The organism is Labrys sp. HAY1-8F, from assembly GCF_056754975.1.
Genome location: NZ_JBPGWZ010000002.1, coordinates 1,629,343 through 1,655,308, shown reverse-complemented (window position 1 = coordinate 1,655,308; position 25,966 = coordinate 1,629,343). Strand labels below are relative to the sequence as shown.

Annotated in this window: 28 protein-coding genes; 5 read left to right on the top strand and 23 right to left on the bottom strand. The window is 63.5% G+C overall.

Annotated features, from left to right (window positions below; translation table 11 throughout):
- Positions 1–5 precede the first annotated feature (5 nt).
- The 9 genes from phnN to phnG are packed head-to-tail and all read right to left on the bottom strand — an operon-like array spanning position 6 to position 6,916.
- Positions 6–611 carry a phosphonate metabolism protein/1,5-bisphosphokinase (PRPP-forming) PhnN gene (phnN, locus tag ACR9ZN_RS16645; protein WP_454815164.1) on the bottom strand — a complete coding sequence of 202 codons (606 nt, stop codon included), beginning with the start codon at positions 609–611 and terminating at the stop codon, positions 6–8.
- A complete protein-coding gene (locus tag ACR9ZN_RS16640; RefSeq protein ID WP_441770463.1) occupies positions 608–1,771 on the bottom strand; it encodes an alpha-D-ribose 1-methylphosphonate 5-triphosphate diphosphatase in 1,164 nt (387 codons plus the stop codon). The genes phnN and ACR9ZN_RS16640 overlap by 4 nt, the downstream gene beginning before the upstream one ends.
- 15 nt (positions 1,772–1,786) lie before the next feature.
- Complete coding sequence (phnL, locus tag ACR9ZN_RS16635; RefSeq protein WP_481272710.1) at positions 1,787–2,497, bottom strand: phosphonate C-P lyase system protein PhnL; 711 nt, start codon at positions 2,495–2,497, stop codon at positions 1,787–1,789.
- Positions 2,494–3,276, bottom strand: coding sequence for a phosphonate C-P lyase system protein PhnK (phnK, locus tag ACR9ZN_RS16630; RefSeq protein WP_481272709.1), 783 nt, complete (start codon positions 3,274–3,276; stop codon positions 2,494–2,496). The genes phnL and phnK overlap by 4 nt, the downstream gene beginning before the upstream one ends.
- Positions 3,273–3,743 (bottom strand): N-acetyltransferase family protein, encoded by a 471-nt coding sequence (locus tag ACR9ZN_RS16625; RefSeq protein WP_481272708.1) that lies wholly within the window; start codon positions 3,741–3,743, stop codon positions 3,273–3,275. The genes phnK and ACR9ZN_RS16625 overlap by 4 nt, the downstream gene beginning before the upstream one ends.
- Complete coding sequence (locus ACR9ZN_RS16620) at positions 3,740–4,711, bottom strand: alpha-D-ribose 1-methylphosphonate 5-phosphate C-P-lyase PhnJ (RefSeq protein ID WP_454815156.1); 972 nt, start codon at positions 4,709–4,711, stop codon at positions 3,740–3,742. The genes ACR9ZN_RS16625 and ACR9ZN_RS16620 overlap by 4 nt, the downstream gene beginning before the upstream one ends.
- Positions 4,708–5,820 (bottom strand): carbon-phosphorus lyase complex subunit, encoded by a 1,113-nt coding sequence (locus ACR9ZN_RS16615; RefSeq protein ID WP_481272707.1) that lies wholly within the window; start codon positions 5,818–5,820, stop codon positions 4,708–4,710. Before ACR9ZN_RS16615 ends, ACR9ZN_RS16620 begins: the two co-directional genes overlap by 4 nt.
- On the bottom strand, positions 5,820–6,458 hold the full coding sequence (gene phnH / locus ACR9ZN_RS16610) for a phosphonate C-P lyase system protein PhnH (protein ID WP_481272706.1): 639 nt from the start codon (positions 6,456–6,458) through the stop codon (positions 5,820–5,822). Before phnH ends, ACR9ZN_RS16615 begins: the two co-directional genes overlap by 1 nt.
- The gene (phnG, locus tag ACR9ZN_RS16605) at positions 6,458–6,916 is read right to left on the bottom strand and encodes a phosphonate C-P lyase system protein PhnG (protein ID WP_481274363.1); all 459 of its coding nucleotides are present in this window, start codon (positions 6,914–6,916) and stop codon (positions 6,458–6,460) included. Before phnG ends, phnH begins: the two co-directional genes overlap by 1 nt.
- A gap of 146 nt (positions 6,917–7,062) precedes the next feature.
- On the opposite strand from phnG, the gene phnF reads away from it, so the two are divergent.
- A complete protein-coding gene (gene phnF, locus ACR9ZN_RS16600) occupies positions 7,063–7,890 on the top strand; it encodes a phosphonate metabolism transcriptional regulator PhnF (protein WP_481272705.1) in 828 nt (275 codons plus the stop codon).
- A 111-nt stretch (positions 7,891–8,001) separates the two neighbouring features.
- Here the strand turns inward: phnF and ACR9ZN_RS16595 are convergent, their stop codons facing one another.
- Complete coding sequence (locus ACR9ZN_RS16595; protein WP_481272704.1) at positions 8,002–9,042, bottom strand: lysine-2,3-aminomutase-like protein; 1,041 nt, start codon at positions 9,040–9,042, stop codon at positions 8,002–8,004.
- A gap of 564 nt (positions 9,043–9,606) precedes the next feature.
- Positions 9,607–9,735: a hypothetical protein gene (locus ACR9ZN_RS16590; protein ID WP_434957502.1), complete on the bottom strand. Its 129-nt coding sequence runs from the start codon at positions 9,733–9,735 to the stop codon at positions 9,607–9,609.
- A gap of 74 nt (positions 9,736–9,809) precedes the next feature.
- On the opposite strand from ACR9ZN_RS16590, the gene ACR9ZN_RS16585 reads away from it, so the two are divergent.
- On the top strand, positions 9,810–10,490 hold the full coding sequence (locus ACR9ZN_RS16585; RefSeq protein WP_481272703.1) for an ArsR/SmtB family transcription factor: 681 nt from the start codon (positions 9,810–9,812) through the stop codon (positions 10,488–10,490).
- A gap of 3 nt (positions 10,491–10,493) precedes the next feature.
- Here the strand turns inward: ACR9ZN_RS16585 and phnE (ACR9ZN_RS16580) are convergent, their stop codons facing one another.
- The 4 genes from phnE (ACR9ZN_RS16580) to phnC all read right to left on the bottom strand — a co-directional run bounded on the left by phnE (ACR9ZN_RS16580) (position 10,494) and on the right by phnC (position 14,205).
- Entirely contained in the window at positions 10,494–11,387 is an 894-nt protein-coding gene (gene phnE / locus ACR9ZN_RS16580; RefSeq protein ID WP_454815141.1) for a phosphonate ABC transporter, permease protein PhnE, read from the bottom strand.
- Positions 11,384–12,265: a phosphonate ABC transporter, permease protein PhnE gene (gene phnE, locus ACR9ZN_RS16575; RefSeq protein ID WP_454815139.1), complete on the bottom strand. Its 882-nt coding sequence runs from the start codon at positions 12,263–12,265 to the stop codon at positions 11,384–11,386. The genes phnE (ACR9ZN_RS16580) and phnE (ACR9ZN_RS16575) overlap by 4 nt, the downstream gene beginning before the upstream one ends.
- A gap of 122 nt (positions 12,266–12,387) precedes the next feature.
- Entirely contained in the window at positions 12,388–13,320 is a 933-nt protein-coding gene (gene phnD / locus ACR9ZN_RS16570) for a phosphonate ABC transporter substrate-binding protein (protein ID WP_434957498.1), read from the bottom strand.
- 60 nt (positions 13,321–13,380) lie between these two features.
- Positions 13,381–14,205 carry a phosphonate ABC transporter ATP-binding protein gene (gene phnC / locus ACR9ZN_RS16565; RefSeq protein WP_481272702.1) on the bottom strand — a complete coding sequence of 275 codons (825 nt, stop codon included), beginning with the start codon at positions 14,203–14,205 and terminating at the stop codon, positions 13,381–13,383.
- A 204-nt stretch (positions 14,206–14,409) separates the two neighbouring features.
- On the opposite strand from phnC, the gene ACR9ZN_RS16560 reads away from it, so the two are divergent.
- From ACR9ZN_RS16560 to ACR9ZN_RS16550, 3 genes are read left to right on the top strand one after another with little or no spacing between them, the layout of a single operon-like run.
- On the top strand, positions 14,410–15,054 hold the full coding sequence (locus tag ACR9ZN_RS16560) for an LbetaH domain-containing protein (RefSeq protein ID WP_481272701.1): 645 nt from the start codon (positions 14,410–14,412) through the stop codon (positions 15,052–15,054).
- Positions 15,055–15,058: 4 nt separating this feature from the next.
- Positions 15,059–15,517 carry a MaoC family dehydratase gene (locus ACR9ZN_RS16555; protein WP_481272700.1) on the top strand — a complete coding sequence of 153 codons (459 nt, stop codon included), beginning with the start codon at positions 15,059–15,061 and terminating at the stop codon, positions 15,515–15,517.
- Positions 15,514–15,987 (top strand): MaoC family dehydratase, encoded by a 474-nt coding sequence (locus tag ACR9ZN_RS16550; protein WP_434957494.1) that lies wholly within the window; start codon positions 15,514–15,516, stop codon positions 15,985–15,987. Before ACR9ZN_RS16555 ends, ACR9ZN_RS16550 begins: the two co-directional genes overlap by 4 nt.
- 34 nt (positions 15,988–16,021) lie before the next feature.
- Here ACR9ZN_RS16550 and ACR9ZN_RS16545 read toward each other — a convergent pair whose 3' ends face one another.
- The 8 genes from ACR9ZN_RS16545 to ACR9ZN_RS16510 form a co-directional block, all read right to left on the bottom strand.
- Entirely contained in the window at positions 16,022–16,678 is a 657-nt protein-coding gene (locus tag ACR9ZN_RS16545; protein WP_481272699.1) for a class I SAM-dependent methyltransferase, read from the bottom strand.
- A gap of 8 nt (positions 16,679–16,686) precedes the next feature.
- Positions 16,687–17,967, bottom strand: coding sequence for a BtaA family protein (locus ACR9ZN_RS16540; RefSeq protein WP_481272698.1), 1,281 nt, complete (start codon positions 17,965–17,967; stop codon positions 16,687–16,689).
- Positions 17,968–18,090: 123 nt separating this feature from the next.
- Positions 18,091–18,516 (bottom strand): DUF6636 domain-containing protein, encoded by a 426-nt coding sequence (locus ACR9ZN_RS16535; RefSeq protein ID WP_434957491.1) that lies wholly within the window; start codon positions 18,514–18,516, stop codon positions 18,091–18,093.
- Between the two features lie 380 nt (positions 18,517–18,896).
- Entirely contained in the window at positions 18,897–20,546 is a 1,650-nt protein-coding gene (locus ACR9ZN_RS16530) for an ABC transporter ATP-binding protein (RefSeq protein WP_481272697.1), read from the bottom strand.
- 9 nt (positions 20,547–20,555) lie between these two features.
- Positions 20,556–21,680: an ABC transporter permease gene (locus ACR9ZN_RS16525; protein ID WP_434957489.1), complete on the bottom strand. Its 1,125-nt coding sequence runs from the start codon at positions 21,678–21,680 to the stop codon at positions 20,556–20,558.
- Positions 21,673–22,596 carry an ABC transporter permease subunit gene (locus ACR9ZN_RS16520; protein WP_434957488.1) on the bottom strand — a complete coding sequence of 308 codons (924 nt, stop codon included), beginning with the start codon at positions 22,594–22,596 and terminating at the stop codon, positions 21,673–21,675. Before ACR9ZN_RS16520 ends, ACR9ZN_RS16525 begins: the two co-directional genes overlap by 8 nt.
- A gap of 223 nt (positions 22,597–22,819) precedes the next feature.
- On the bottom strand, positions 22,820–24,415 hold the full coding sequence (locus ACR9ZN_RS16515; protein WP_454815124.1) for a peptide ABC transporter substrate-binding protein: 1,596 nt from the start codon (positions 24,413–24,415) through the stop codon (positions 22,820–22,822).
- Between the two features lie 417 nt (positions 24,416–24,832).
- A complete protein-coding gene (locus ACR9ZN_RS16510) occupies positions 24,833–25,801 on the bottom strand; it encodes a ribose-phosphate pyrophosphokinase (protein WP_434957486.1) in 969 nt (322 codons plus the stop codon).
- Positions 25,802–25,966 lie beyond the last annotated feature (165 nt).

Here is a 25,966-nt window from a genome sequence, read left to right as displayed (position 1 = left end):
CCAGCCTATTCCACCGCCTGAACTTGCCCCGAAAGTTCGGCCTGCAGATGGGCGATCAGCCTGTCGATTGCCGCTTCCACCGGTCCGTCGTTGCTGATGATGAGATCGGGGGCGAGGGTGTCCTCGCGATCGATCTTGCGAGCCAGCCGCGCCCGGATCATCTCTTCGCTTTCGCGGCCGCGGGCAGCCAGACGCTGGGCGATGATCTCGGCCGGTGCGGTGATCAACACCACGCTGAGGCCGGCGAAGCGCTGGCGCGCCTCCGGCAGGCTGGAACGGGAGAGATTGCAGACGGCGTGGCGGCCCTCTTCGGTTGCCAGCCGCACCTCAAGGGGCAGGGCGTAGCTGAGGCCGTGGGCGCGCCAAGAGAGCGAAAAACCACCCTCGGCCTCCAACTCGGCAAAATGCTGCTCGGTCAGGGTCTCGTGATCTTCCGCCGAATTGCTTTCCCGCGTGATGACGCGCCGCGGGAAGATCAGGCCGGGATGGCCGGCGAAATGGGCACGGGCCGCATCGATCAGCGTATCCTTGCCCGCGCCGCTCGGTCCGACGATGGCGATCAGTTTGCCGAACCGAGGTTTGGGCTGGATCAAAGCGGGTTCGTCGGTCATGCCGCGATCTTGCCCTCGTTCCAGACGCGGCGGATGATCGGCGTGGTGCTGGCGCCCGAGGCAACCTGGGTCACGCGCACCAGATCGGCCCGCCGTCCTTTTTCCAACCGACCGCGATCGTCGAGGCCCGTGGCGCGGGCCGGCGTATCGCTGACCATGCGCACGGCGGCCGGCAGATCGATCGCGGGCACCCGCTCGGGCAGCTGGAAGGCGGCCAGGAGCAGGCTGGCGGGCACATAGTCGGAGGAGAGGATGTCGAGCACACCCTGGCCGGCAAGGTCCGCCGCCGCGATGTTGCCGGAATGGGAGCCACCGCGCACGACGTTCGGCGCACCCATCATCACGCTGATACCGGCGGCGTGGGAGGCGAGGGCGGCCTCGAGCGTGGTCGGGAATTCGGCAATGGCCACGCCATCGGCCACGGCTTCGTCCACATGGGTCGCGCTCGCATCGTCGTGGCTGGCGAGCACGATGCCATGTTCGCGCGCCAATGCCACCAGATTGGTGCGGCTGTGCGCAGCAAAGCGGGCATGCCTGTCGAGCTTGGCCTTGATATAGCTCTCGACATCGGTCTCCCCGCGCGCACGGCGTGGAAAGTAGAAGCTCATCCAGGTTTCGAGATCGCGAAACTGGCGCTGGCCGGGCGTATGATCCATCAACGAGGCCAGATGAACGGGGTAGAGTTCCCGGAATGCCTGGAAGGCGGTGAGGACATCGTGTGTAGCGAGCTCGCAGCGAATATGGGTGCGATGCTCTACGCGCAGATGGCCGTGCTGGCGTGCCTCTTCCAGGGCCCCGGCCAGGGCCGTGCCCTCCTTGGAGATCGTGCCCTCCTCCGTCTCGGAGCCGAGGCGGATGGAATCGAACACGGTGGTGATGCCGGCGGCGGCGATCTGGGCGTCATAGGCCATCACGGCGCTGAGGGCATGCCAGCGCACCGAGGGGCGCGGCGAGTAATGAGCTTCCAGATGGTCGGTATGAAGTTCCACCAGCCCGGGCAGGATATGGTCTCCCGCCATGTCCAGGCCTTTTTCCGGCGCCTCTCCCTCGCCCATGTCCACGATGCGGCCCTTGTCGACCGCGATCCAGCCCTTGTCGATCACATGATCCGCCAGGACGAGGCGGGCGTTTGAGAGAACAAATTGCTCAAGATCAGGCATGATTGAAATGTCCGTTCAGGCGGCAAGTGAGGTTGCGGAAAACTGGGTGACGTCGACCACGCGGTCTGCGACTCGCTCGCGCACATCCTCATCATGAAAGATGCCGACAATTGCGACGCCATTTTGTTTCTTGGTGGTGATGAGCTCGACGACGACGGCCCGGTTGGCCGCATCGAGCGAGGCGGTTGGCTCGTCGAGGAGCAGGAGGGGCCGGTCGGATGCGAGGCCGCGCGCAATGTTGACACGCTGCTGCTCACCGCCCGAGAAGGTTGCAGGCGGCAGGCGCCACAGTCGTTCCGGCACGTTGAGCCGGTGGAGCAGGTCCTGGGCGCGCCCAATGGCCGCGTCCTCAACCATGCCGGTTTCCCGCGCCGCCTCGGCGACGATGGCGAGGGCCGAGACACGCGGGATGACACGCAGGAACTGGCTGACATAGCCCATGGTGCGTCGGCGCAAAGCGAGGATACGCCGAGGTTCAGCCGTGGCGATATCCACGGCGTCTTCGCCTTCGCGCAGCAGGATCGATCCCCTATCGCAGCGGTAGTTGCCGTAAATCATCTTGAGGATCGAGGATTTGCCGGCTCCGGACGGACCGCCCAGCACGACGCATTCACCGGGGGCGACGGCGAAGCTGACATCCTGCATCACGCCGATGCTCTGGCCACCCTGGAGATGCAGGGTGAAGCTCTTGGAAACGCCTTCGAGGGTAAGGATGGGGGAGGTCATGCTGCCAGCACCGAAGAAACCAGGAGTTGGGTGTAGGCCTCGTGCGGGTCGTCGAGGACCTGGTCGGTCAAGCCCGTCTCGATCACCCGGCCCTGCCGCATCACCATGATGCGATGCGATAACAACCGTGCGACAGCGAGGTCGTGCGTGACGATGATGACCGCGATACCTGTTTCGGCGACGAGGCCGCGCAGGAGGTCGAGCAGGCGAGCCTGCACCGAAACGTCGAGGCCGGAGGTCGGCTCGTCCATGAAGACGAGGCGGGGGCGGGTGACGAGGTTGCGGGCGATCTGCAGGCGCTGACGCATGCCGCCGGAGAAACTGGCCGGCGTGTCATCGATGCGGTCGGCCTCGATCTCCACCCGGCCGAGCCAGTCCAGTGCCGATTCCCGAATGCGTCCATAATGCCGGGCGCCGACGGCCATCAGGCGCTCGCCGACATTTGCGCCGGCCGAGACGCCCATCCGCAGCCCGTCGCGGGCATCCTGGCGCACGAAGCCCCAGTCAGTGCGCAGCAGGAAGCGACGCTCCGCCTCGCTCAGCGAGAAGAGGTCGCGAGCGGCGCCGTCGCGCATGCGATAATGCACAGAACCGGCGGTCGGTTCGACTTCACAGGACAGGAGACCGAGCAGGGTCGATTTGCCCGATCCGGATTCGCCCACCACGGCGAGAACCTCGCCCTCATAGAGGTCGAAGGAGACGTCGGCACAGCCCAGGCGCGTGCCATAATGCTTGGTCAACCCGCGTGCCTGGAGCAGCGGGGAATCGTTGAAGGTCATGCGACTTTCTCCGGCAAGGATAGGCGGAAGGACACGCCGTGACGCTCGAAGCCGAGTGAATCGTAAAAGGCATGGGCGCCGGTATTGTGCAGGCTGGAGGCGAGAATGGCCTTGTAGCAGCCCTTCTCCTGCGCCAGGCGGAAGGCGGCCTGCAGCATGAGGCGGCCAATGCCTTCGCCTTGCTTGTCGGAAGCGATCACGACGTTCTCGATCACGGCGAAAGGGCTGCCGCGCCGGGCGAGGTTGTCGACCGCCATCAGGCAGAAGGTGCCGATGATCCTGCCGTCCTGTTCGACGACATGGAGCGTGTAATCGGGATAGAGGCCGAGGCGCTGGAGCTTGTCCTCGGCCTCCTCGAGCGTCAGGACGTTGTCGCCGTTGAAATCGGGCTGTCCGTAAAGGGTGAGCACGGCGGGCAGGTCAGCCTTGTCGCCGATGCGCACGGATAAGGAAGGGATGGCGCTCATGGTGCGGTCTTCCCGGCTTCGGCCGGCAAGGGCGAATTCGCACCCTGGCCGCTCAGTGTTTCGGGCGCCGTGCCCAGCATCGCACCCTTGTGTCCTTCTGCCCGCCTGGTCTCGCAATGGTCGGTGTCGGAGCAGACGAACATGCGGCCGCCGCGATCGTCGAGGACGACCTCGTCGAGATAGACGCCTTGCGCGGCGCAGAGGGCGCAGGGCTGCTTGAAGCGCTGCACGCTGAAAGGATGATCCTCGAAATCGAGGCTCCTCACCCGAGTATGCGGCGGCACAGCATAGATGCGCTTCTCGCGCCCGGCGCCGAAGAGCTGCAGTGCCTCGCAATCGTCGATCTTGGGATTGTCGAATTTTGGCGTCGGCGAGGGATCCATGACATAGCGCCCGGCGACTTCCACCGGATAGGCGTAAGTGGTGGCGATATGGCCGTGGCGGGCGATGTCCTCGTAGAGCTTCACATGCATCAGGCCGTAATCGGCGAGGGCGTGCAGCTTGCGGGTCTCGGTCTCGCGCGGCTCCAGGAAGCGCAGCGGCTCGGGGATCGGTACCTGGTAGACCAGAACCTGGTCGGGCTTGAGCGGAGCCTCAGGCACGCGGTGGCGTGTCTGGATGATGGTGGCGTCTTGCGTCGCGGTGGTGGTGGCAACGCCGGCCGTCTTGGCGAAGAAGCGGCGGATCGAGACGGCATTGGTGGTGTCGTCGGCGCCTTGGTCGATCACCTTCAGCACGTCGTCAGGGCCGATGATGGCAGCCGTCACCTGCACACCGCCGGTGCCCCAGCCATAGGGCATCGGCATCTCGCGCGAAGCGAACGGCACCTGATAGCCGGGAATGGCGATGGCCTTGAGGATCGCCCGGCGGATCATGCGCTTGGTCTGTTCGTCCAGATAGGCGAAGTTGTAGCCGGCCTCCGCGGGGATGCGCTCGCTGCCGGTGGGCAGGGCCTGAGTCTCGATCATGCTGCGTCCTCCTGTCCGACTTCGGCCAGTGCCGCCTTGCGGCGTTCGGCATGTTCGGCCCGCAGGCGCCGGACCAGGTCGAGTTCGGCCTGGAAGTCGACGTAATGGGGCAGTTTCAGATGCTCGACGAAGCCGGTCGCCTGCACGTTGTCGCAATGGGACATCACGAATTCTTCGTCCTGGGCGGGCGCAGTCATCTCCTCGCCGAATTCGCGCGCCCGGAGCGAACGGTCGACCATCGCCATGGACATCGCCTTGCGCTCGGCCTGCCCGAAGACCAGGCCATAGCCGCGCGTGAATTGCGGTGGGGCCTCGGCAGAACCAGCGAATTGATTGACCATCTGGCACTCGGTGACGGTGATCGACCCCATCGGCACGGCAAAACCGAGCTCCTCGGGCACGAATTCCACCTCCACTTCTCCCACACGGATCTCACCGACAAAGGGATGGGTGCGGCCAAAGCCGCGCTGGCTGGAATAGGCGAGCGCGAGGAGAAAGCCCTCGTCGCCTCGGGCCAGCGCCTGCAGCCTGAAGTCGCGCTCGGCCGGGAAGGACAGGGGCTCGCGGGTGAGGTCGCCCACCGGGCGTTCGGGATCGGGATCGGCGTTGCGTTCGATCAAGTCTTCGCCGCCGAGCAGGTCGCTGACGCGTGGCGTCTTCTCGTCCGTGGCGGGTTTCTCCCGGGGCGGTTCGATTTCGGCACCGGCCGCTAGCATGAAGTCGAGCAGGCGGTGGGTGTAGTCGAAGGTCGGACCGAGCACTTGGCCGCCGGGCAGATCCTTGAAGGTTGCCGAGATACGGCGGCGGATGGCCATCTCGTCCGTGTCCACAGGCACCCCCACGCCGAAGCGCGGCAGAGTGGTGCGATAGGCGCGCACCAGGAAGATCGCTTCGACCAGGTCGCCGCGGGCCTGCTTGATCGCCAGCGCCGCGAGATCACGATCATAGAGCGAACCCTCTGCCATCACGCGGTCGACGCCGAGCGTGAGCTGCTCGCGGATCTGGTCGGTGGCAAGATCGGGCACCGCCTTGTCGCCGCGCCTGACATGGGCGAGCAGGCTATGGGCATTGTCGATGGCTTCCTCGCCACCCTTGACGGCGACATACATCAGGCTGCTCCAACTTTCTTGTCTGCTCCAAGAATTTTTGACGAGCGCGGCAGGGCGGCGATCTTGCCCGGTGCCGTGAAGACGAGGTCGACGCCACGCGGGAAGGCCGCGTGATTGGCGGCAAGCTGCCGGGGCAGGCCGGAGGGGAGCGGAGCAATCACCAGGCCGGCTTCTTCCCGGCTGCTCTCGGCCTTGATGCCGGGGCCGGTGAAGACGAGATCGTGGCCGGGTTCGAGCCGCTCGAGAGCGATCAGCAGCGTGGTCGAGCGGTCGGGATATTCGTCGCTGCCCTGGGCGAAATGGGCAAGATCCGGACAGGCAGCCACGTCTGCGATCAAGGCGAAGGCCGCCTCCTGCGGATCCTCCGTCAGGCGGGCTCCGGTATGGAAGGTGAGAAAGGCGCGCACCGCCGGTGCCTGCAGCCTTGCATCGAGCCAGAGAGGGGCCTCGTGATCGGCCAAGGCAAGGGCAAGCGCGGCCAGTTCCGGCGTCAGCGGCGCCGGCGGTGCGAGGTTTGTTTGGAGGGGCAGGGGACGGGCGGGACGGGCCAGCGCATTCATGCAGGCCCGGAAGACCGCCTGGGATTCGAGCGCGGTATTGGTGAAGCCGGGCGCGAGGTCCAGTGCAAGGTTGGTCATCAGTCCTCTCCTCGTACCATGGTGAAGAAATTGACTCTGGTTGCCGCTGTTTGGCGGGCTGAAACCTCCGCATCGGCCGCGAGGCGGGCTGCGACAGGACGCAGCGCCCGCTCCACGGCATCGCGGCGGGGCTCGTCTTGCCAGAGTGCGTCGATCAGGGCAGCGGCGCTGGCTTTGGTGCGATCGCGGCCGAGATGATAGGCAAAGCCGATCGGCCCGTTCTCCAGCCGGACGGTCGCACGCGAGGTGCTCGCTTCACCCAGGTTGAAGGCGCCACCATCGCCGCCGACCCTGCCCTGCAGCATGACGAGGCCTGTTGCGGCTGGTCGCAGCGCCACATGAACAGGAAGCGGGGCCAGGGCCGAAAGAACATGATCGAGTTCGGGGCCGGTAGCATGGGCGCACAGGCGCATGACGGCTTGGCGCGCCTTCACTCCGGCAGCCGGATTGGCTGCCATCTGGCGATGACGATCTGGAGAGGATTCATTCATGATGGAACCATGGGGGTTGCCTTCGGTCACAACAGGCTGGGCTCGAAACAGGGCTGGCGAAGCAAGTTGTCTAGTGATATAGACAACTATATGAGGAACCTTGCAACGCTTCCATGACAAAACCAGTCCCGACCCGGAATTTTTCGCCGCTGGGCGCAGCAGACGAACGCGCCGCCGCTGAAGGCACGGTTTTGCCAGGCGATGGCATCGCCATGGATGGTGCGGTCTTTCGTGGCGATGGTATCGCCGCCTGGCGCAAGATTGCCGATCTCGTCGAGGCTGAGATTGTCGGCGGCATGCTGGCACCCGGCGCCCAATTGCCGACGGAGGCCGTGCTGGCCGCACGTTTCGGCGTCAACCGGCATACGGTACGTCGCGCTCTGAGCGAGTTGGCCGGTAAAGGCCTCGTGCGCACGGCGCAGGGCAAGGGCACTTTCGTCGAACTTTCCCGTCTCGCCTATCCGATCGGCGCGCGCACCCGTTTCAGCCAGAACATGGCCCAGGAGGGGCGCGAAGCGGGGGGCACGATGTTGGAAGCCAGCGAAGTCCAGGCCGATCCGCGTCTCGCCAGCCTTCTGGCGATCGCGCCCGGCAGTCTCGTGCTCAGGCTGCTGACCCTGCGTTCGGCGGATGGTGTCCCGATCGCCTTCGGCAGCGCTTTCCTGCCTCTGCCGCGCTTTGCCGGCTTTGCCGATGCCTATCGTCGCTTCGGGGCCGTGACACCGGCCTTGGCCGAATGCGGCGTCGACGACTACAAGCGCCAGGCGACGCGTCTGGGCGCCCGCTTTGCCTCTCCAGACGAGGCAGCCAGGCTGGACATTGCGGCGGGCCGCCCGGTACTGACGGTGGAGGGCGTCAATGTCGATAGTGACGGTGTGCCGATCCAGGCGATTTTCAGCCTGTTCGCCGCCGACCGTACCGAAATCGTGGTCCAGAACTGACGGTAACACCTAGAGCGTTTTCCAGAAAAGTTGATGGACTTTTCGATGAAGAAAACGCGTTAAAACAAAGAGTTAGAGAAGAATGACAATTCGGGGAAAAGTCATTTTGCTCTAGCCCCGATAGGCGTGCACGCCGCCACGCGGGTCCGTGACGAGATGGCCGTCTTCGCCCTCGGCTGCAAGATAGCTCGGTCCAATCGGCACCTTGCCGTGGCCCCCGGGAATGTCGAGCACATAGGTGGGCTGGCCGAGGCCGGTGAGGCTGCCGCGCAGCTCCCGCATCACCGCCTGGCCCTCGGCAATGCTGGTGCGAAAATGGCCGGTGCCCTTGGCGAGGTCGCCATGGTGCAGATAATAGGGCTTGATGCGCAGGCCGAGCAGAGCCCGGAAGAGGGCCGATAGCGCTTCGGCCGTGGCATTGACACCCTTGAGCAGCACGGTCTGGCTGACCATGGCGATGCCCGCCTGCACCAGCCGCGTACAGGCCTCCCGCGCGGCGGGAGTGAGTTCGCGCGCATGGTTGGCGTGTAGGGCGACGAACACGCCCTTCGGGCTGTCGAGGTTTTCGATGAGTTCGGCGGTGATCCGTTCGGGGGCTACCACCGGCACGCGCGTATGAAACCGAATCACCCCGATATGGTCGATGGCCGATAGTGCTTTGACGATCCGGCCGATGCGCCGCGGCGACAGCGCGAAAGGATCGCCGCCGGTGACGATGACCTCGAAGATCGCAGGATTGTTGGCGATGTAAGCCAGGGCTGCGTCGAGTTCGCTGCTGGTGAGCGTATCGCCCTCCGGCCCCACCATTTCGCGGCGGAAGCAGAAGCGGCAATAGACCGGGCAGACATGCAGCGGCTTGAGCAGGACACGGTCGGGATAGCGGTGCACGATGCCCTTCACGGGCGAGAAGGCGTCATCCCCGATCGGATCGGTGAGTTCGTCCGGGCTCGATATCAGTTCGCGGCCGGTTGGCACGAACTGGGCGGCGATGGCATCGTCCTGGGGAGAGCCGGTGATGAGGTCGGTCATCGCCGGGGTGATCGCCACCGAGTAACGCCGCGCCACCTCTTCAATGTCGAGACGCTCAGCCGAGGAAATGAGCCCGCTGGCTTCCAGATCGGAAGCGCTCCGAAGGCTGGAATGCTTGTTCATTTCGATGCTCTTGCCATGATGCCGGCTGGATCGTCACGGCGAGGCAGCCCTTTAGCAGGCAATGGCTGGATATGCCAACCCAGGAACAAACAGGCGTTTCCGCCATAGGCGCTAACCTTGCGGCCAGAGGCGCCGGTAGCCTGGAGGGTCGATCTCTACAGCTCCATCAATTGATGGAGCGAGATCGACCACCTTTGTCCTCTATCTGGCTCGACATTTCCAAGATGGTCGATCTGGAGATCGACCCTCCAATCTGGTGCCACCACCCAAAGTTAGCGCCTATGGGCGTTTCCGCTAAAATGCGTTTTGCCGAAAACCGGTCTCCACTTTTCGGCGCGATGCTCTAGCGATAGCGATCGATCAGGTCTCGGGCGCAGGCGGCAGGCTGGGGCGGGTCGTTTTTCCCATGACCGTCGATCACGCCGATGTCGCTCAGCAACCGATCGGAGAGACCGTGCAACCCCTTCTTCGGCATTGCCGGCGGTGTTGTCGGCCGTGGCTTGCTCCCCTCCGTCTCGCTCCCTCGCAAACAAGATCGCTCAATCCATCCAATCTGAGCCATCGTCATGGCTCGATCTCCAAATTGCCAAGGTCTCCGGCGTTGTCGGCCCCATGGGCCGTCGTCGCCGATCCCTCATGCGGCGCAAGCCTGAAGGGGGCGACGTCATGGCGGGTGAAGCAGGCGATCATCATGGTGTCCCGGGTTGAAAGCGACCGGGACAGGCTAGGCGATTGAGCAGCGTCGATGCTTCGGCTATGGTCGTAGTATGAAAGACGGACCGATGATCGCCTCGGTTGCCGCCCTGATCGGCGATCCGGCGCGCGCCAACATGCTCACTGCGCTGATGGACGGCCGGGCGCTGACGGCGAGCGAACTCGCCGAGGCCGGTGGCATCAGCCTGCAGACGGCCAGCGGCCATCTCGCCAAGCTCGATGCCGCCGGCCTGCTCTGCGCCGAAAAGCAGGGGCGGCACCGCTATTTCCGCCTGTCCGGCCACGACGTGGCCCAGGTTCTGGAAGCCCTGATGGGATTGGCCGAGCGCACCGGTGCGATAAGAGTGCGGACCGGCCCGCGTGACGAAGCCATGCGGACGGCCAGGATCTGCTACGACCATTTGGCCGGAGCACGCGGTGTTGCCCTGCTGGATGGCTTCGTGTGTCAGGGCTTGATCAGCGGCGACGAGGATCCCGTGGTTACGGCGATGGGCAAGGATTTCTTCGTCGGGCTCGGGCTCGACGTCCCCGGCATGGCCAGGAGCCGGCGTCCTGTCTGCCGACGCTGCCTCGACTGGAGCGAACGCCGCAGCCATCTCGGCGGCGCCCTTGGCGCGAGGCTCCTCGACTGGATGATCGAGCGCGACTGGGCCCGGCGCAAAGAAGGGCGTGTGATCGCCTTCACGACCACCGGCGCGAAGGCGTTCGATGCGACATTCGGCCTGGCGGGATAGGCCTCAAGGCCGCTGCGGTTGGCCGATGATCGCAAGTCGGAGACGCGACGAAATCACGTCGATGACGGCGACGGTGACGAGGATCATGAAGATCAGCACACCAAGCGGCGGCAGGTCGAGCACGCGCAGCAATTCGGCGAGATACTGGCCGACCCCGCCGGCTCCGACGATGCCGATGATGGTGGCCGAGCGGACATTGGATTCGAAGAAATAGAGCACCTGGCTCGCCATGACCGGCAGGACCTGCGGGATCAGGGCGAAACGGATGCGGTGGATCCGATTGCCTCCCGTGGAGAGCACGCCCTCGCTCGCCCTGTTGTCGGTGGTTTCGATGGCTTCCGAGAACAGTTTGCCGAAGGCTCCGAAATCGACGCAGATGATGGCGAGCACGCCGGCAAACGGACCGAGGCCGACGACGCCGACCCACACCAATGCCCAGATCAGCGCATCGACGGACCGGATCACATCGAGGCTACGGCGGACGGCAAAGCGGACGAAGACATTGGGGATGACGTTGCGTGCCGCCAGGAAGGCCACGGGCGCAGCCAGCACAGCCGCTGTGAGCGTGCCGGCAAAGGCGATGGCGAGCGTCTCGGTGAGAGCCTCGACGAAGAACCAGAACTTACCCTCGTCATTGGGCGGGAACATCTGCACGACGAAGGTGCCGAGCCGCGAAAGCCCGCTGAAGAACCGCTCCGGCGTCACCTCGAGCCGGACCATGGCGACGACGGCAAGGGCGAGCAGGACGACTATCACGCCTCCGGCCAGGAAACGTGTCCGCCAGGAGGTTTCGAAATGGGCACGGTGGCGGGCTGCCACGGAGGCGAGCCTTTCGGGGCTGAGGGAGGCGAGAGGGCTTGCCGACCGCGGTGCCGAGCCGTTGATGCCGTTGTTCATGGTGTCGCCTCCTGACCGATCAGACGATGGCGCAGCTTCTCGGTGGCGAAATCGATGATGAAGACCGTGACGATGATCATCAAAAGAATGGCGCTGACGTCGGCATAGGCGAAGGTACGGATGGCGACCAGGAGTTCCTGGCCGATGCCGCCCACGCCGATGAAGCCCATCACGCCGGCTTCCCTGACATTGATCTCGAAGCGGAGCAGGGAATAGGAAGCGAAGTTCGGCAGGGTCTGGGGCAACACGGCAAAGCGTATGCTTTCCAGCCAGGATCCACCGGTGGCGACAGTGCCCTCGACCGGCTTCATGTCGGCATTCTCGACCACTTCGGCAAACAGCTTGCCGAGCGCGCCCATGGTGTGGATGGCGAGTGCCAGTGCGCCGGCCATCGGGCCGGACTTGAAGGCGATCAAGAAGATCATGGCGAAGACGATCGTCGGCACCGTGCGGCAGAACTCAAGCCATCGGCGCACCAGCGCGCGCAATAGCCGGCTACGCGTCAGATTGGCGGCAGCCGCAAAGCACAGGAGGAACGCACCGAGCACGCCGAGCAGCGTGCCGAGATAAGCGACGAGCAGCGTATCGCCGAGCAGCACCAGCCATTTGCCGAAGCCCCAATACCATTCCCTGACATCGCCGACGAAATTGCCGAGGCTGAGCGGCGGGGCGATGCGGCTGAAAAAGGAGGTGAAGTTGCCAAGATGGGTCCACAGGAAGCCCGGCCGGATCGCCGCCACATGGGCCGAAAGGGCGTAGAGGCCGATGCCGACGATGACGGCGAGCCAGATCCTGCGTTTCTTGGCAGCAATGGTTGCCTGATAGGCCCTGAGCAGGGCTTGGGCTTGCGCCTGGGGCAGGCTATTGATAGCCGGCAATTGTGTATCCTCCTGCCTGGTCGAACGCGCGCGGTTCCAATGGAAATCCACCTGGCGTCATCCGCTTGCGCAAAGGGCGCGCACCTTTCGGTGCGCGCCCTTCATTGCGTCGTTGCGACCCCTTACTGGGTCTTGCGGAGCGCGTCGTTGAACTTCACCATGTCGACGATCGGCTGATATTCCTTGGCGCTGATCGCAGTGAGTTCGAGATCCTTGCCATCGGAAAGCTTGTCGAAATTGGCCTTGTCGTTCTTGGCGTAGTCGATCAGGGCGGCGCCGATCTTCTTCTTCAGATCGTCGGGCAGCGAAGCGAGCACCGTATAGGGGCCTTCGGGCAGGAAGGGCGTCTTGTAGATGACGCGGAAGTCGCCCTTGGTCATCGGGGTGCCGTCATCCTTCTTGAGGATGCCGCGGCTGAGCATGCGGGTCAGGTTGGAATCGTCTTCCGAGTTCCAGCTGTTGGCAGCAGCATCTGCGGTACCCTGGGCGAGGGCCAGCACGGCATTGTCATGACTGCCGGCGAAGACGACCGAGGAGAAGAACTTGTCGACGTCGATGCCCTGGCTGTGCAGGCCGAAGCGCGGCGCATTGTTGCCGGAGGTCGAGTTGGGGTCGACGAGGGCGAGCTTCTTGCCCTTGAGATCCTCGATGGTCTTGTAGGGGCTGTCGGCCTTCACATAGATCACCGAATAGTAGCCGGTGAGGCCATTGTTGTGGCGGGGAACGGCGACCGGCTCGGTGGCCACGCCGGTGATGATGGCGCGGGCGTAGGAGGCCGGGCCGTACCAGGCGATCTGGGCAAAGCCGGCGCGCTGGGCTTCGATCACGGCGGCGTAGTCGTTGGCGATGTTGAGCTTGACCGGCACGCCGACCTGCTTGGCGATGTAGTCGGCCAGCGGCTGGTAGCGGTCATTGGTGGTGGAGGCATTCTCGGCCGGGATGACGGCAAGCGTCAATTCGGGATACTGGGCCTTCCAGTCCTCGGCCTGGGCGGTACCGGCGGCAAAGCTCATGGCTGCTGCGGCAAGGCCGAGCAGCGTGCGGCGCGAAAGCATAGGTCTCTCCTGTCGGAAATATCGTGTTCTTGTGGCTCTTGAAGATGCGCAGCCGGCCTGTCAGGCCGCGACGCTGGCAGGGCGAGCCAAACCTGCCGAGTTTGTGTCGCCTGCCCATTTGGCGTCGGCATCGGCATCCATGACTTCGCCGGCCTCAAGGCCGTAGAGGTCGCGCGCTGCATCGGCGGTGAGCATGGCGGGGGTGCCGTCGAACACCACTCGGCCGGCGGACATGCCGATCAGGCGGTCGCAATAGCCGCGGGCAAGATCGAGCGAATGAAGATTGCAGATGACAGTGATGCCGAAATGCTTGTTGATGCGCAGCAGCGCATCCATCACGACCTTGGTGTTGCGCGGATCGAGCGAGGCGATCGGCTCGTCCGCCAGGATGATCGAGGGTTCCTGCACCAAAGCGCGGGCGATCGCCACGCGCTGCTGCTGGCCGCCGGACAGGCTGTCGGCACGCTGGCCGGCGAGATTGGCGATGTCGAACTGCTCGAGCGCAGCGAGCGCCATGGCCTTGTCCTCGAGGCCCCACAGCTGCAGCACGGCACTGGCGGTCGAGACCTTGTTGAGGCGGCCCATCAGCACATTGGTGAGCACGTCGAGGCGGCCGATCAGATTGAACTGCTGGAAGATCATGGCGCAGCGCGCACGCCAGTCGCGCAGGGCCTGGCCGCGCAGAGCCGTGACATCGACGCCGTCGAAGGAGATCGTGCCCTCGCTCGGATCGACGAGGCGGTTCAGCATGCGCAGCAATGTCGACTTGCCGGCACCCGAACGCCCGATTACGCCGATGAAGGCGCCGGGCGCGATTTCCAAATTGACGTCCGCGACGGCAGCCTTGCCGCCGAAGCGCCTGGAAACTCCTTTGATCGCCAGCATGAACAGATCCCTTCTCGTGCAGCTTTCCGAAGTCGGTAACGCTGGGCCATTACAGAGGGATGGCAGTTCAATGATGTTTCGGTGACGATCCCCCGCGGATTTCGCGGGCCTTTGCGACAGATCGGGCGCTCCGGCGGATGCTTGTCACGTGGCTGTCGCAGCGGAGTGGGAAGCAGGGCCCTTCCATCACCGTTGGATCGCCCTTTGCCCAAACTCAGCCTGACGCCTTTCGTCGACCCGGCGGCTTTGATTTACGCAAGCCGGCTCGGGCGCTACACCGAAGTAGGTCCCCGTACCAGCCTGCATGAGGTCGAACTCGGCGACTATTCCTATGTCGTCAACGATTCGGACATTGCGTACAGCCATATCGGCCGTTTCGTGTCGATCGCGGCCCATACACGCATCAATCCGGGCAATCACCCGATGAACCGCGCGAGCCAGAGCCATTTCAGCTATCGCGCCTCGGCCTATTTCGAAGGCGAGAGCGACGAGGACGAGTTCTTCGCCTGGCGCAGGGAACATGACGTCCATATCGGCCATGATGTCTGGATCGGCCATGGCGCGATCGTGCTGCCGGGGCGCCGCATCGGTATCGGCGCCGTGGTGGGGGCCGGCGCCGTGGTCACCCGGGACGTGGAAGCCTACACCATCGTCGCCGGCAATCCGGCACGGCCGATCCGCCGTCGTTTCGAGGAAGCGATTGCCGACCGCCTGCAGGCCCTGGGCTGGTGGAATTGGTCGCACGAGACCCTGCGCGCCGCCTTGCCCGACTTCCGTAAGCTCCCGGTCGAGGCCTTCCTCGACAAATATCAGGCTCTTGCCGTTGAGGGCCTAATCGGTCCATCCTGAGGGCATGGCTGATACCCTGCTCCATTTCGAAGATTTCCCGGTCGGCGAGATTGCCACCTACGGATCGTACAAGCTGACGCGCGAGGCCATCCTCGCTTTTGCCAGGGAATACGACCCCCAGCCGTTTCATCTCGATGATGAGGCGGCAAAAGGCACCATGCTGGGCGGGCTCGCCGCTTCCGGCTGGCATGCCTGCTGCATCTTGATGCGGCTCAACTGCGATGGCTTCATGCTCGGCTCCACCTCGATGGGCGCGCCCGGCATCGACGAGGTCAAATGGCTGGCGCCGCTCCGCCCGGATGTCACGCTGAGCGTTCGCCGCACGACCCTGGAGGCGCGCGCTTCCAAGAGCCGCCCCGAGATGGGCCTGGTGAAGTTCCTGTTCGAGCTCGTGGCTGATGGAAAGACGGTGGTGACCACCCAGACCGGCTCCATCATGTTCGGCCGGAGGCTGGTGGCATGAAATATTTCGAGGATCTCGCCATCGGCGATACCGACGAGATCGGTGCCTTCACCTTTTCGGTCGAGAACATCAAGCGCTTTGCGGTGCTCTACGATCCCCAGCCCTTTCACGTCGACGAAGCGGCTGCGGCGGCCAGCCATTTCGGCGGCCTGGTGGCGTCGGGCTGGCAGGTTGCCGCGGTCTGGATGAAACTCCTGGTGGCGCATCAGGAGGTCGAGATCATCAGGGCGCGCCAACTCGGCAAGCCGGTGGTCAAGCTCGGCCCGTCACCGGGCTTTCGCAACATGGTCTGGGCCAAGCCGGTGCATGCTGGTGATACGCTGCGCTACAGCGTGGAGATCACGGGCAAGAAGGAGAGCGCTTCCCGTCCCGAATGGGGCATCGTCTCGATGCTGAGTTCAGCCATCAACCAGCATGGCGAGCAGGCCTTCCGCTTCGAGGGCACGGTGTTCTGGGAAAGGCGGGGGTAAGGGAAATATAGCGTGCCCCGCAATTGGCTCGAACCTATGTCACTATGGCCGGCCTCTCCAGTTCCGCATAGAAGGCGTAGCCGCGGTAGAGGTCTTTGGTCCGAAGCCGCAGTCCCTCGCGGCTTGCTAGGTCCGCCAGCGCTGTGGGCAATGCCGCGATGGGATGGACGTGGAAGCGTGCCAGCCAGGCGAAGAGCAGGTGCTTGAACCAGCCCGGCAGGCCGTCCTGCTGGCCGAAATCCACGATCAGAAGGTGCCCGCCTGGGTTCAGGCCGGCAATGGCGCGTTCCAGTACGGCGCGCCAGTCGGGGATCATCGAGAGCGTATAGGAGATGTAGATGCGCTCGAAACCCTTGCGCCCGAGCTGTTCAGGCGAAAAGCGGGTGGCATCGGCCTCGGCCACGGTGACTCGCGCCAGGCGATTGCGGTCGAGCGAGTGCCGGGCCGTTTCGAGCATCGCCGTCGAAATGTCGAAGCCGTAAAGTGGTGTGGCGGGATAGCGCCTGGCTACGGCGATGAGGTTGCGGCCGGTGCCGCAACCGATTTCGAGAATCGCATCGCTGGCGGCCGGTCGCAGCGAGGCGATCAGGTGATCCCGGCCGAGCAGATAATATTTGCGCGTGAGATCGTAGATGTAGCGCTGGTGGCGATAGATCCGGTTCATCGCCGCCGCAGCATCGCCTGTCTGCATCTCGATGCTCAATGGAGGGCTCGCAGCTCGTAGAGATGGAAACCGCCATAGATCGCGGAACGGTCGCGGGCTGTCCAGGCCCGGCAACGCTCGCGGTCATAGAACCAGCGTGCCAGCAAGTCGGCGGGGATGCGGCCCGGGAGCAGGCTCTCCTCGGCGGCGGTACGGAAGATCACCCGGGCGCCGGGGCGGGCAGTCCGGGTGATCTCGCTCCACAGCTTGGTAAGGATGACATCGGTCATCCAGTCCTGCGCATCGAGCAGCACATAGGCGTCGAGGCTGGCTGCTGGCTGGGCCTTGAGGTGGTCGATCAGGTTGACGTGGCGCACCTCGATGCGGTCGGCCCGATCGCGCACGGCCTCATAGGCGGCGCGCTCGAGATAGGGCGGCACCGGCCCGTCGCCCTCCGGTTTGTAGCCGCGGCCGAAGGCCTGCCAGGCAAAATAATTGTCCTTGAGGTCGAAATCGCAGGCGAGACGCTCCAGTCGTTCGCGCAGCACATCGGCAATGCCTTCCCCGTCGGCGGCGGCGCCGGCCAGGGCGTCATACTGTTCCGGCGGAATGCCCAAGCCATAGAGCGAGGCCCGCCGGCGGGTCAGCCATTTGATATGCGGGCGATCGAACAGGGGAGCGATGCGCTCGTCGAAGACACGACGCTGCTCGGCGAGGCCGCGGGCTGCCAGCAGGTCGGCCGGATCGATGCGATGCAGCCGTCCGATCAGGTGGCCGAGACCAATGAAACGGCCGAGCAGGCCATAGCGATAGAGGTTCTTGCCAAAATAGCCGATGCGACGGCGGCCAAGCAGGTCGCGGCCATCCCAATAGGCGCGTGTCTCGGCGTCGAGATGCGGACGAAGCGCGGTTTCATAAGCCGAGACATTGCGGCGCTGATCGGCGCGCGCAAAGAAATCGTAGAAGGTGGCATGATCCGGCAATTGCTGGGCCGCGGCGATCTTCAAGCGATTGAGCGCGATGTGATGGCGGTTGAGATCGACGGCGGTGATCGAGGCCGGGCCGGCCTTGAGGTAGCTCATCACGTTGCAGCCGCCCGAGGCGATTGCGACCAGCCGATCGTCGGGCTTCAGCGCCAGCGCTTCCATGTCGATTTCCGGGTCTTCCCAGATCTGGGCGTAGACGAGGCCGCTGAAAGCCAGGGTGAAGAGCCGATCCTGGATGCCGCGCAATGACAATAGCCGATGGTGCTCCACGGCTTGTTTGACGTGGCCCTGCTTGGCTTGGCCCTGGCTCTTGGCTCGTGCCTGTGTCCCGATGCTGTTCACATCCGTCATCCCCAGCCGCTCCTTCGTCGAATCCAGGTTGCGTGATGGGATTCGCGGATAAGACCAAGCGATGACGGGGGGATGACAGGGCTCTTCAAAGCGTCGTGGAGGCGACAGCTTTCCGCTGCCTCCTCAGTAGGCCAACAGTTTGGCCCGGCTGATGAAGAAGCCGTGGCCGTCTCGTCTGCGGCAGGTCAGGCCATCCTCGGCCGAGACGCATTTGAAAGGGCCATTCTCCCAGGTCTGACCATAGCCGACAGTGGTGTCGCCGTCACAGCAGAAGGGATCGCTGATATCCTTGTAGATGGCGCCTTTTCCGCTCGGCCCGAGAATGATCCGCGCGGGTGATTGCTTCTCCCTTTCGCAGCTCAGGGTCGGCAATTCCAATCCCGCGCTCGCGCCCTCGCCCTCGCTCTGCGGAATGAAGCGGCAGGAAATATTGCCGCTCGGCATGGCAAAGCTCACCATCGAATCGTCAGCCAGGGCCGGCACGCTCAAGGTGGTAGGCATGAGTGACAGCGCGAGGGTGACGGGCAGGATGAATCTGGGTTTCTTCATTTGATATTTCCGTTGGAAACACAGGCGGGGGGAAGACGAAGAATGATGCTCTGCAAGCGTGATGGGGCGAAGTTTCGAAGGATACTCACGACACCCCCCGGCACTACAGCCGCAGTTCACGTTTGAAGGGGATATACGGAGCGTCAGCCTCCTGGCTGACGCTCCGTATATCCCGCCTCCTTAGGGCTCGTCCGCCGATAATAGAATCGAATTGGCTCGACCTTTGTCATTGCCGGGCTTGACCCGGCAATCCAGCCCCTTCCAGGTATCGAAGACGGGGCCGCTGGATGCCCGGGTCAAGCCCGGGCATGACAAAGGAGGCGTTTCAATTATTTTCGGACAATGCTTTACCTGTACAAACGCAACTGTCGTGCCAGGCCTCAAACCGTATTCGTGGCCTCGACGCGCTCCTTGCCCAGCGCCGCCGCCATCAGGGTCTGGGTATATAGTTCCCGCGGCGCATCGAAGATCTGGGCGGTCGCCCCTTCCTCGACGATGCGGCCTTCCTTCATCACCACGACATAGTCGGACAAGGCCCGCACCACCGATAGATCATGGCTGATGAACAAGTAGGACAGGCCATGCGTGGCCTGCAGTTCGCGCAGCAGTTCGACGATCTGTTTCTGCACCGAGCGGTCGAGCGCCGAGGTTGGCTCATCCAGCACCACCACCTTGGGCTTGAGGATCATCGCCCGTGCAATGGCGATGCGCTGGCGCTGGCCACCGGAGAATTCATGCGGATAGCGGTTGCGGGCGGCAGGATCGAGACCAACCTCGGTCAGAGCCTGGATGGCCCGCTTGTCGCGATCGGCGGCCGATAGATTCGGCTCGTGCACCCTCAGGCCCTCGGTGACGATGGAACCCACCGACATGCGCGGAGAGAGCGAGCCGTAGGGGTCCTGAAACACCAGCTGCAGGGCGCGCCGCAGCGACCGCATCTCGAGCACGCTCGCTTTCGAGATGTCCCTGCCGTCGAAGCGGATGTCGCCCTCGCCAGAGTTCAGTCGCAACAAGGCACGCCCCAGGGTCGACTTGCCCGAGCCTGATTCACCCACGATGCCGATGGTCTGTCCCTGCTGCAGGCGCACGGAAACGTCGTCCACCGCCTTCAGGTCCATGGCCTTGTGGCCGCCGAACATACTACCGCTGAGATGATAGGTGACCCGGATGTTGCGGCCCTCGAGCAGCACGGGGGCATCGGGCTGCGGTGGATCCTTGTGGCCTGACGGCTCGGCTGCCAGCAGCATCTTGGTGTAGTCGTGCCGGGGATTGTCGAAGACCTCTTGCGTGGTGCCGGTCTCCACCACTTCGCCACGACGCATGACATAGACGCGATCGGCGAAGCGCCGCACGATGTTGAGGTCGTGGCTGATGAAAACGATGGACATGCCCAGGCGCTGCCTGAGCTCGGCGAGCAGGGACAGGATCTGCGCTTGTACGGTGACGTCGAGCGCGGTGGTCGGCTCGTCGGCGATCAAGAGGTCGGGATCGTTGGCCAGTGCCATGGCGATCATCACGCGTTGACGCTGGCCTCCCGACATCTCATGCGGATAGGCATCCACCCGCCGCTCCGGATGGGGGATGCCGACGAGCTTGAACAGGTCGATCACTTTCTTGCGGGCTTGCTTGTAGCTGCCGCCGCGATGATGGACGATCGGCTCGGCGACCTGGCGCCCGACCTTGTAAAGCGGATCGAGCGAGGTCATCGGCTCCTGGAAGATCATGGTGATCTTGTCGCCGCGTACCTTGTTGAGCTCCCTCGGCGATAGGCCGAGCAATTCCCTGCCGCGATATTTGGCCGATCCACGCACTTGGCCGTTGCCGGCCAGCAAGCCCATCAGCGCCATCATGGTCTGGCTCTTGCCCGAGCCGGATTCGCCCACGATGGCGACGGTCTCGCCACTGTTGACCTTGAGGTCGATGCCCTTGACCGCCTTGACCGTGCCGTCGGGGGTGCTGAAGCTGACCTCCAGACCGCTGATGTCGAGGAGGGTGTCTGTCGCGTCCTGATCCGAGGGTGTGTGTTGCATCGGTCTTCCTCAGCGATCTTTGGGGTCGAAGGCGTCGCGCAGGCCGTCGCCGATGAAATTGAGGCAGAACAGGGTGGTGACCAGGAAGATGGCTGGGCAGATCAAGAGGTAAGGCGCTGCTTCCATGGAATCGGCGCCTTCCTTGATCAGCGCCCCCCAACTGGTCAGAGGAGCCTGCACGCCGAGACCGAGGAAGGAGAGGAAGCTTTCCAACAGGATGATGCGCGGAATACGCACCGTCAGGAACACCAGCACCGGGCTCAGCGTGTTGGGAATGATATGGCGGCGGATCACCGCGCCCTCGCTGAGCCCCAGGGCGTGGGCTGCCGAGATGAAATCGCGCCGCTTCAGCGACAGGGTCTGCCCCCGCACGATGCGGGCCATATCGAGCCACTCGATGGCGCCGATGGCAACGAAGATCAGCCAGAAGTCGCGCCCGAAGGAAGCCACCAGCAAGATGACGAAGAACATGAACGGCAGCGAATAGAGGATCTCGACGAAGCGCATCATCAGATTGTCGGTACGCCCGCCGATGAACCCCGAAACAGCGCCGTAGGTGACGCCGATGATGAGACTGACCAGGCTGGCGAGCAGGCCGACGAGCAGCGAGACCTGGCCGCCGATCATGATCCTGGTCATCAGGTCTCGGCCATTGCCATCGGTGCCGAGCAGGAAATACTGGCCATTGATGTCGCCCTGCATGACCACCGTGCGGCCGTCGTCCCGGGTCTCGGTGACCTTGGTGTTCCGGAACTCGTCGATACGATCGACATAGCGGGTGGCGCGCGGATCGATCGACCGGCTGGAAGTCAATGTCGCCGTGAACTGCGTGCCTGAGGTCTCGAAAGATTGGACCTGCAGACGGGCCTGGGAGGCCGCCCGCTTCATGGCCTCCTCGAGTGTCGCGTGCTTGGGATAAGGCGAGAGGCTGGGGGGAACCTTGACGTAGGACCCGTAGACCTGGTCGTAGCCATGAGGCGAAAAAAACGGCCCCAGCACGGAAAAGAGTACGATGGCCGCAAACACGAACAGGCTGACCATGGCGGCCTTGTTGCGGCGGAGGCGGAGCCAGGCAAGCTCGACCAGACTGCGGCTGCGACGAGGAGCGCTTGTTGTCAAATTCGTCTCAGTCATTGCGCACCCTCGGATCGAGCCAGGCGTAGAGCAGGTCGACGATCAGGTTGAAAACGATGATGAAGACCGAGACCAGCACGACGGTCCCCATCACCAGCGTATAGTCGCGGTTGAGGGCACCTTCGACGAAATCCTTGCCGACACCGGGGATGCCGAAGACCTTCTCGACCACCACCGAGCCCGTCAGGAGCGAGGCGGCGGCGGGGGCAAGGTAAGTGACGATCGGCAGGACGCCGGCCCGCATGGCGTGGCCGATGATGGTCAGCTTGGCCGGCAAGCCATAGGCCTTGGCCGTGCGGATATGGTCGGCATGCAAGGCTTCCAGCATGGAACCGCGCATCAGGCGGGCAAACGTCGCCAGCTCCGGCAGAGCCAGGGTGATCATCGGCAGGAGCAGGTAGCGAAACGAACCGTCGCCCCAACTGCCGGTCGGCAGCCAGTGCAGGGTTTGTCCGAAGAGGAGCGCAAGGACCGGACCGATGACGAAATTGGGGACGGTGATGCCGATATTGCCGATCGCGGTCACGGCGACATCCACGATCGAATTCTGGCGTAGAGCGGCAATGGTGCCGATGAGAATGCCGCCGACGACAGCCAAGAGCAATGCCATGCCGCCAAGCTGCAAAGAATACGGCAGTTTTTGAAGTATGATTTCGGAGACCGTATAATCACGATAGACATAGCTGGGGCCGAAATCGCCCCGCAATACATTCCAGATATAGTTTAAGTATTGTTTCCAGACCGGGTCATCGAGATGATAGACCCGGTTGAGGTTGTCCATGATCTGCGGTGGCAGCGGGCGGGCAAGATTGAAGGGGCCGCCTGGTACCTGCCGCATCAGGAAGAAGGAAAGCGTGATGATCACGAACAGGGTCGGAATCGCGCTCGCCAGGCGCTTCAGTACAAATGAAAGCATGACATCGCCTCGGATTGGCTGCCCGCGAAGCGTTCAGGCCTGGCATCAGCGAGGCGAGCGCGCTTCCCTAGAGCAAAGCGCGTTTAAGTGGAAACGCTTCTTAGCTCTAACTCTTTGTTCGGACGCGTCTTTGCGATTCTCGCCGACCCCGCTAAATCGCAAAACGCTTTAGCCGCGGATGAGAGGCAGGCGGTTGGGCCGCCTGCCTCTCACATACGGCGTTTCATTCCTTGGTGAGGAAACGCGTGCCGTGGTGGTTGGCGAGGTTGTCGTGCCAGCCCTTGACCTTCTTGGAGACCAGCCAGGGGTCGTTGTAGACCAGCAGAGGCGTGACGGAGGCGTCGCGCAGCAGCATGGCTTCGGCGTCATGCAGGATCTGCATGCGCTTGGCCACATCCCGCTCGGCGAAGGACTTGGCCATCAAGGCATCGAATTCGGGATTGTTGTAGTGGCCGTAGTTGAAGACCTTGTTGGTGGAGACACCCAGGGTCAGGAAGTTCTCCGGATCGGCGTAATCGGCGACCCAGCCGGCGCGGGTGATGTCGAAACTGTTGCCTTGCTGCAGATAGGCGTAGTGGGACTTGAGATCGGAATTGAGCATGGTGACCTCGGCGCCGAGGCCCTTCCACATATCGGCGATCGCCGTGGCGACTTTCTTCCAATTCTCGTTGGTGTTGTAGCGGATCTCGACCTTGAGCGGCTTGCCGCCCGGACCGTAACCGGCTTCTTTCAGCAATTCCTTGGCCTTATCCTCGCGGTCGAGCTGAGGCATGTCGGCGAAGTCGGCCTTGGCCGGCGTGTAATTGACGATGCCGTCCGGGATCCAGCTATAGAGCGGCTGATAGACGCCGTTCAGCACGTCATTGGCCAGGAAGTCGCGGTCGATAGCCATGGCAAAGGCCCGTCGGACCCGGACATCGTCGAAGGGGGGCTTGCGGGTGTCGAAGGCATAATATTCGCTCGACGTCGATGGCGAGACGTGAACCTCGTCGCCGACCTTCTCCTGCAGGAACTTGCGCTGATCGGCCTGGAATTGATAGGCGAGGTCGAGCTCTCCGGCGAGGAAGCGGCGTTGGATGGCGGCCTGGTCCTCGCTCGGATAGGCAACGACGCGATCGATCTTCACATTTGCCGCACCCCAGTAGTTGGGGTTCTTGACAAAGGTGAGGTGGTCGCCGGGTATCTGCTCGGTGACCGTATAGGCACCGTTCGACACCAGATTGCCCGCCTTGGCGAAGTCGCGGCCATATTTCTCGACATTGGCCTTGTTCACCGGCACCACGCTTTGATGAGCCAGGAGTTCGGGGAAGAAGGGAACCGGACTTTCGAGGGTGATTTCCAGCGTGCCGGCATCGATGGCCTTGACCCCGAGAGTATCGACCGCTGCCTTGCCGGTGTTCACCGCCTGAGCATTCTTGATCGGATAGGACAGGCTGGCATATTCGCCGGCTTCCTTGGGATCGAGATTGCGCCGGAAGCTATAGACGAAATCTTCCGCCGTGACCGGATCGCCGTTCGACCACTTGGCACTGGATCTCAATTTGAAGGTGTAGACGAGCCCGTCCGGGGAAACCGTCCAGCTTTCGGCGACGGCGGGACCCACCTTGCCGGCGCCGTCATAAGCGGTGAGACCTTCGTAGAGGTCGTCGATGATGAACTGCTCGATATTGGTGGTTGTGTGGATAGGATCCAGCGATTGAGGTTCGCCGCCAAGGCCCTTGTTCAGCACTGTTTCGGCCGAGGCCGGCAGGGCCGTGCCGCCGAGCATGCCGATGGCGAGCAGGGCGCCGAACAGGCGCGTTCGAATAATCGCTGTCATCCTGATTTCCCCTTGAAGCCAGTTGTTCCGGCTATTGGTTGAAGGCTGGCAGTAAAGGCTCTCGCGTTCGCTACGGCAACCCGCGATTTTCGACGGGGAGAGGAAGGGTAGTGCTGCGCGCGCCGCGTGCAGGGGAACAGTATGTCGAAGGGTATAGTGATCGTCTGAAAATTGCAGATGGCCGGGATACGACGCAATATTCGCCATAACCGACTGCGCTTTATGCCTTCTGTATTGCGGAGACTGATGGCGCGAAGATCGGGCTGAAATATGGGGATAAGCCGCGGACAACCTGGCCGCGAGTGGCGCGGCAGGAGGAAGCCCCGATGTCGAGGCCATAGGAAGCCGAACCGCCGCGAGAAGGAGGCTGCGCGGGCGGTTCTGAAAAAGCCAATCCGAACGGAGGGACGGGCAGGCTCAGTTGAACAGGCTGGAGACGCTCTCTTCGGATGCGGTACGGCCGATGGCCTCGCCGATCAGCGGCGCGATCGAGATGACGCGGATATTCTGGGCCACGCGTACGGCCTCGGTCGGCATGATCGAGTCGGTGATCACCAGTTCGCGCAGCTTGGAGGAGGCGATACGGGCAACCGCGCCGCCCGAAAGCACACCATGCGTGATGTAGGCCAGCACGTCCTTGGCACCACGTTCCAGCAGAGCCTCGGCGGCGTTCACCAGCGTGCCGCCGGAATCGATGATGTCGTCGATCAGGATGCAGGTACGGCCCTTGACGTCACCGATCACGTTCATGACCTCGCTCTCGCCGGCGCGTTCACGGCGCTTGTCGACGATGGCGAGAGGGGCGTCGATGCGCTTGGCGAGAGCGCGGGCGCGCACCACGCCGCCGACGTCGGGCGAGACCACCATGAGCTTTTCGAGCTCCATGCGGGCCTTGATGTCGCGTTCCATCACCGGGGCGGCGAAGAGGTTGTCGGTGGGAATGTCGAAGAAGCCCTGGATCTGCCCGGCATGCAGGTCGAGGGTCAGCACGCGGTCGGCGCCGGCATGGGTGATCAGGTTGGCGACCAGCTTGGCCGAGATCGGCGTACGGCCGGAAGCGCGGCGATCCTGCCGGGCATAGCCGAAATAGGGGATCACCGCCGTGATGCGCCGTGCCGAGGAGCGGCGCAGGGCATCGGTGATGATCAACAATTCCATCAGATGGTCGTTGGTGGGGAAGGAGGTCGACTGGATGACGAAGACATCCGCACCGCGGACATTTTCCTGAATCTCGACGAAGATCTCCATGTCGGCGAACCGCCGCACCGAGCACTTCGTCAGGGGGGTTTTCAGATAGGTCGCAATCGATTCGGCCAGTGCACGATTCGAATTGCCGGCGACGAGCTTGATCTCGCCCGAACCGTGGCCCCTGTCACCTGCCGCCATGAAGCCGGCTCCCGCTTTGAGAAAAATGCACCCGGCTCTTAGCAACTGGCCGCCCCGCATACAATGGGGGCGTCACAAGGAGTTCACACTTGCATGGCTGGAATGCGTGCGGATTGGGATGATTTGCCGCTGTTCCGATGCCCGGTCCGGCCTGGGCTGCCTTCC